The following is a 5,791-nucleotide window of genomic DNA, read 5'->3' on the forward strand; positions in this document are numbered from 1 at the left end:
ACGACATCGCGGCTGCCTGCGACCAACTGGTCGTGCGCCAGGATGGTGGCCTCCATGCCGGCGCCGCACATCTTGGACAGGGTCACGGCGCCCGTGCTGCGCGGCAGGCCGCCCTTGAAGCCGGCCTGGCGGGCGGGCGCCTGGCCCTGGCCCGCCATCAGGCAGTTGCCGAACAGCACTTCGTCCACTTTCTCGGGCGCCACGCCCGCGCGCTGCACGGCGGCCTTGATGGCGGCGCCGCCCAGATCATGGGCCGCGAGGTCGGCGAAGTCGCCCTGGAAGGCGCCCATGGGGGTGCGGGCTGCGCCGACGATGACGATGGGGTCTTGCATGCTTGTCTCCTGGGTTGTCGTGATGGTGAAAGAAAGGGAAAACGGGTCAGGCCAGCCAGCGGCTGCGCTCGTAGGGGAAGACATCGTGGACATGGCCTTCGCGGATGCGCTGCTGGTGTGCCTGCCAGAAGGCGGGGTCGAGCAGGTCGGCATGGTGGCGCATGAAGACTTCGCGCACGGCCGGGTTGCCCAGCAGAAAGGGCGCGAAGGTTTCCGGGAACACATCGCGCGGGCCCACGGGGTACCAGACCTCGCCGCTGAGCTCGTCCTCCTCGTTGCGCGGTGCGGGCACCTGGCGGAAGTGGCAGTCGGTCAGGTATTCGATCTCGTCGTAGTCGTAGAACACCACCTTGCCGCCGCGCGTGATGCCGAAGTTCTTCCACAGCATGTCGCCCGGGAAGATGTTGGCCGCGACCAGGTCCTTGATGGCATTGCCGTACTCGATCACGGCGCTCTCCAGGCGCTGCCGCGGTGCCGGCAGGTCCAGCCCGTCATCGAAGCACTCCTGCAGCAGCATGTTCAGCGGCACCATGCGCCGCTCTATGTAGAGGTGGGAGATGATGACCTCCTGCCGGCCATCGCCGTCGCGGTCGCTGATCTCGACCTGGCTGGGCGCATGCTCCAGGATCTCGGCGATCAGCGCATCCGAAAAGCGCTCGCGCGGGAAGGCGACTAGGCTGTACTCCAGCGTGTCGGCCATGCGCCCCACGCGGTCGTGCTGCTTGACCAGGCGGTACTTGGCCTTGACTTGCTCGCGCGTGATCTCCTTGGGCGCGGCGAAGCGGTCCTTGATGAGCTTAAACACATAGGGAAAGCTGGGCAGGTCGAACACCAGCATGACCATGCCCTTGATACCGGGCGCGATGCGGAACTGGTCGCGCGAATGCCGCAGGTGGTGCAGGAAGTCGCGGTAGAACAGCGTCTTGCCCTGTTTGGCCAGGCCCAGGGCGTTGTACAGCTCGGCGCGCGGCTTGCGCGGCATGAGGCTGCGCAGGAACTGCACGTAGGCGCTGGGCACGTCGGTATCGACCATGAAGTAGGCGCGCGCAAAGCTGAACAGGCCGTGGAAGTCCTTCTCGCCGAACAGGGCCGCATGCAGCACCAGCCGGCCGTTGTCGCCGTGCAAGATGGGCACGGCCCAGGACAGCTCGGCAAAGCCGTTGATGATCTTGCCGACGATGTAGGCGCCCTTGTTGCGGAAAAACAGGCTGGACAGCACCTGGATCTGGAAGTTGGCGTACAGCCGCATGGCCTGCAGCTGCGGCTCCAGGCGCTCGGCCAGGCGGGCGATGTCGCGCTCCAGGTCCTCGAAGGGGCGCTGCAGCGCGAATTGCTCCACGACTTCGCGCAGCGTCTGCGGCAGCGTCTCGCGCGTGGGGTAGAAGGCCAGGTAGGCCGGGCGCGCAGCCGGCTCCTGGTTCTCTATGTATTCCGTGCTGACGGCGGGCCGCACGAAGATGAAGTCGTTGTGGAAATGCGTGCGGTGCAGGATCTTGGTGGTGACCGAGTTGAAGAAGGTCTCGGCCAGCTCGGGCTGCAGGTGGTTGACCATGAGCCCGATGTAGTGGCGCTTGATCTGCTGCCAGACCGGCATGGGCTGGGCGCCCGCCGCAAATTCCTTTTCCAGCCGGCGCACGCATTCGCGCACGCGCAGGTCGTAGAACTCGATGCGCTCGCGCTGGGCACGCTGCTGGCCCAGCCAGTCGGCAGTTTCGAAGCGGTGCTTGGCGCGGGCGGATTCGGCGCGGAACAGGCGGTAATGGCGATTGAAGCCATCCATCATTGCCCGCGCGATGTCATGGGCAAGCAGAGTGTCCTGGGCAGGCATCGGCATGAAGTCTCCCGGAGTCCCGCCTGCCATGGCCGCTCAGTCGCGCTGGCGGCTGGCGACCAGCTCGACAGCCTCGGCATGGATGTTGGCGATGCCGCCGACACCGGGCACGGTCATCTGCAGATTGGTGATCAGGCCGTCCTTGAGGCCATAGCACCAGCCGTGCAGCGTCACCTTCTGGCCGCGCGCCCAGGCATCCTGCATCACCGTGCTCTGCGCCACATTGATGACCTGCTCGATGGCATTGAGTTCGCACAGCGCATCGTGGCGCCATTGCGGGGATAGGCTGGCCAGCAGCGCCTGGTGCTTGTCGCGCACATCCTTCACATGGCGGATCCAGTTGTCGGCCAGGCCCACGCGCACATCTTCCAGTGCCGCCAGCACGCCGCCGCAGCCATAGTGGCCCACGACCATCAGGTGCTCGACCTTGAGCTGGTCCACCGCGTACTGGATGGTGGACAGGCAGTTCAGATCGCTGGGCACGACCACGTTGGCCACGTTGCGGTGCACGAACACCTCGCCGGGCTCCAGGCCCGTGATCTGGTTCGCAGGGACGCGGCTGTCGGAACAGCCGATCCACATGTAGCGGGGTTTTTGCTGCGACAACAGCCCGGTGAAGAAACCGGGCCGGTCACGCTCCATCTGCTGGGCCCATTCGCGGTTGTGGACAAACAGTTCTTCGATGGAGGTTGTGCTCATAAGCAATCCTTTTGTTGGGTCAAACTCAAGAACGGCGCGGCAGGCGGGTGCGGGATCAGCAGGTCTCTGCGAACAGCTCGCGGCCGATCAGCATGCGACGGATCTCGCTGGTGCCGGCGCCGATCTCGTAGAGTTTCGCATCCCGCCAGAGGCGACCCAGTGGGTATTCGTTGATATACCCATTACCTCCATAGATTTGAACGCCTTCGCCGGCCATCCATGTCGCCTTCTCGGCGCACCACAGGATGACGCTGGCACAGTCCTTGCGGACCTGACGAACATGCTCCGTTCCCAGCAGATCGAGGTTTTTGGCGACCGTATAGGCAAATGAGCGACCCGCTTGCAGCACGGTGTACATGTCGGCCACCTTGCCCTGGATGAGCTGGAACTCGCCAATGCTCTGGCCGAACTGCTTGCGGTCATGGATGTAGGGCACAACGTTGTCCATCACCGACTGCATGATGCCCAGCGGCCCGCCGGTCAGCACGGCACGCTCGTAGTCCAGGCCGCTCATCAGCACCTTGGCGCCGTTGTTCAGGCCGCCCAGCACGTTCTCGGCCGGCACCTCGACGTTCTCGAACACCAGCTCGCCCGTGTGGCTGCCACGCATGCCCAGCTTGTCCAGCTTCTGGGCAATGGAAAATCCCTTCATGCCCTTCTCGATCAGGAATGCAGTCACGCCGCGGGCGTTCAGCTCGGGCTCGGTCTTGGCGTAGACCACCAGGGTGTCGGCATCGGGACCGTTGGTGATCCACATCTTGGTACCGTTGAGCAGGAAGTAGCCGCCCTTGTCCTCGGCCTTGAGCTTCATGCTGATCACGTCCGAGCCGGCGCCGGGCTCGCTCATGGCCAGCGCGCCCACATGCTCGCCGCTGATCAGCTTGGGCAGGTACTTGGCCTTTTGCGCCTCGTTGCCGTTGCGGTTGATCTGGTTCACGCAAAGATTGCTGTGCGCGCCATAGGACAGGCCCACCGAGGCACTGGCACGCGAGATTTCCTCCATCGCCACCATGTGGGCCAGGTAGCCCATGTTGGCGCCGCCGTACTGCTCGGACACGGTAATGCCCAGCACGCCCAGATCGCCAAACTTGCGCCACAGGTCCATGGGGAACTGGTCGTCGCGGTCGATCTCGCCGGCGCGCGGTGCAATCTCGGCCTGTGCGAACTCGCGCACGGCATCGCGCAGCGCGTCGATGTCCTCGCCCAATTGGAAGTTCAGGCCCGGCAGGTTGGAAAGGCTCATCTCGTGTCTCCTGTGGAAATTTGGTGAAAGAACGCCGCCCGGCTCAGTCGGCCAGATCGCGGCCCTGCACGCACATCAGCGTGCAGCCCATGGTGGCAATCAGTTTTTCGCGGCCTTCGTCGATTGCATAGGCGCGCCCCTCGGTCACGCTGATCGTGCGGCCCGGCTTGATCACCCGGCCTTCCATGCGAAAGCGCTGGCCCTTGGCGGGGGCCAGCAGATTGATCTTGAATTCGATGGTGAGCACAGCAGCATCGGCCGGCATCAGGGTCAGCCCTGCATAGCCGCAGGCGGAATCCAGCGCCGTGGAAACCATGCCGGCATGCAAAAAGCCATGCTGCTGCGTCAGCCCGGGTGCCCAGGCCAGGCAGACATCGACGGCGCCGGGCTCCAGCAGGGACAGCTCGGCGCCCAGGGTGTGCATCGCGCCCTGGCGTGCAAAACTGTCTCGCACACGGCGGGCAAAGTCGCTGTTGGCAGGTTCCAGGCGGAGCACGGTCAAGGCAAGCCTCACAAATTACGTTTACGTAAACGTCAATTATGAAGCATTTTTCCCATCCAGGTGTTTCAACAGAGTGCGGGCCTCGGATTCCTGCTCTCGCACCTCGGCCAGGTTGGCCTGCAGGTCGGCCAGGCGGTCCTCGAGCTGGCGGCGATGCACAGCCAGCACCTCCAGGAATTTGCGCAGTTGCACGCCCGTATCCCGGGGGCTGTCGTAGAGATCGATGATCTCCTTGGCTTCGTTCAGAGACAGTCCCAACCGCTTGGCCCGCAAGGTCAGGCGAAGACGTGTGCGATCACGCGCGCTGTAGACGCGATTGCGCCCGCCAGGCCCGGCGCGCTCGGGCTCAAGCAAGCCCATGTCTTCATAGAAGCGGATGGCCCGGGTCGTGAGATCGAACTCCTTGGCAAGATCGCTGATGGTGTAGGTGGTCGACATGGCTGGAGAGTCCGCCAGCATCCACAGCCGGCGGCCATGGGAATGCGACGTTGACGTTAACGTCAATGCTAGCGGAATTGGCCACAGGAAACTGCGCCGGATGTTGCATCCGGGTGCGACGAAGAAGCCCGGCAGGAATAAAAAGAGAGCGCGTCAGCGCTCTCTTTTTTGGGATGTCCGTTTTGGCTGTTCGTTTGGCTGTCCGTTTTGGCTGTCCGTTTTGGCTGTTCAGCCTGTTTCCCCGTTTCCTGCACCCCAATGCAAAAAACCCCGTAGCTTTGGGCTACGGGGTTTCTTGGGCTGTAAGAGCCTGACGATGACCTACTTTCACACGGGAACCCGCACTATCATCGGCGCAAAGTCGTTTCACTGTCCTGTTCGGGATGGGAAGGAGTGGTACCAACTTGCTATGGTCATCAGGCATAACTTGTTGTCATGCTGCTCATGGAGCAACACAACGAATTCATAGAGTCTGTAATCAGCTTTGTATTTTGACTGCGCCTTACTTGGCATAACCACCTTGATGATCACGTCATCAAAGTTATAGGGTCAAGCCTCACGAGCAATTAGTACTGGTTAGCTTAACGCATTACTGCGCTTCCACACCCAGCCTATCAACGTCCTGGTCTTGAACGACTCTTCAGGGGGCTCAAGGCCCCGGCAGATCTCATCTTGAAACGAGTTTCCCGCTTAGATGCTTTCAGCGGTTATCTCTTCCACACTTAGCTACTCGGCAATCCACTGGC

The 5,791-nt window shown here is 62.7% G+C and carries 6 protein-coding genes and 2 rRNA genes; all 8 read right to left on the reverse strand.

The window, feature by feature from the left end; all coding sequences use genetic code 11:
• Positions 1 to 332: thiolase family protein (locus tag DA1_RS29130; protein WP_507762546.1), on the reverse strand; the 332-nt coding region annotated here is incomplete at its 3' end.
• 46 nt (positions 333 to 378) lie between these two features.
• Positions 379 to 2,166: a bifunctional isocitrate dehydrogenase kinase/phosphatase gene (aceK, locus tag DA1_RS29135; RefSeq protein ID WP_013800382.1), complete on the reverse strand. Its 1,788-nt coding sequence runs from the start codon at positions 2,164 to 2,166 to the stop codon at positions 379 to 381.
• 33 nt (positions 2,167 to 2,199) lie between these two features.
• Positions 2,200 to 2,862 (reverse strand): carbonate dehydratase, encoded by a 663-nt coding sequence (gene can / locus DA1_RS29140; RefSeq protein WP_012207787.1) that lies wholly within the window; start codon positions 2,860 to 2,862, stop codon positions 2,200 to 2,202.
• Between the two features lie 55 nt (positions 2,863 to 2,917).
• Positions 2,918 to 4,105 carry an isovaleryl-CoA dehydrogenase gene (locus tag DA1_RS29145; RefSeq protein WP_034397421.1) on the reverse strand — a complete coding sequence of 396 codons (1,188 nt, stop codon included), beginning with the start codon at positions 4,103 to 4,105 and terminating at the stop codon, positions 2,918 to 2,920.
• A 43-nt stretch (positions 4,106 to 4,148) separates the two neighbouring features.
• The gene (locus DA1_RS29150) at positions 4,149 to 4,607 is read right to left on the reverse strand and encodes a PaaI family thioesterase (protein ID WP_034397423.1); all 459 of its coding nucleotides are present in this window, start codon (positions 4,605 to 4,607) and stop codon (positions 4,149 to 4,151) included.
• Positions 4,608 to 4,643: 36 nt separating this feature from the next.
• Complete coding sequence (locus DA1_RS29155) at positions 4,644 to 5,045, reverse strand: MerR family transcriptional regulator (protein WP_013800379.1); 402 nt, start codon at positions 5,043 to 5,045, stop codon at positions 4,644 to 4,646.
• A gap of 308 nt (positions 5,046 to 5,353) precedes the next feature.
• A 5S ribosomal RNA gene (rrf, locus tag DA1_RS29160) occupies positions 5,354 to 5,466 on the reverse strand.
• 124 nt (positions 5,467 to 5,590) lie between these two features.
• Positions 5,591 to 5,791: ribosomal RNA gene (locus DA1_RS29165) — 23S ribosomal RNA — on the reverse strand; the annotation flags it as partial.

The organism is Delftia acidovorans NBRC 14950 (assembly GCF_001598795.1).
GTDB classification, from domain to species: domain Bacteria; phylum Pseudomonadota; class Gammaproteobacteria; order Burkholderiales; family Burkholderiaceae_C; genus Comamonas; species Comamonas acidovorans.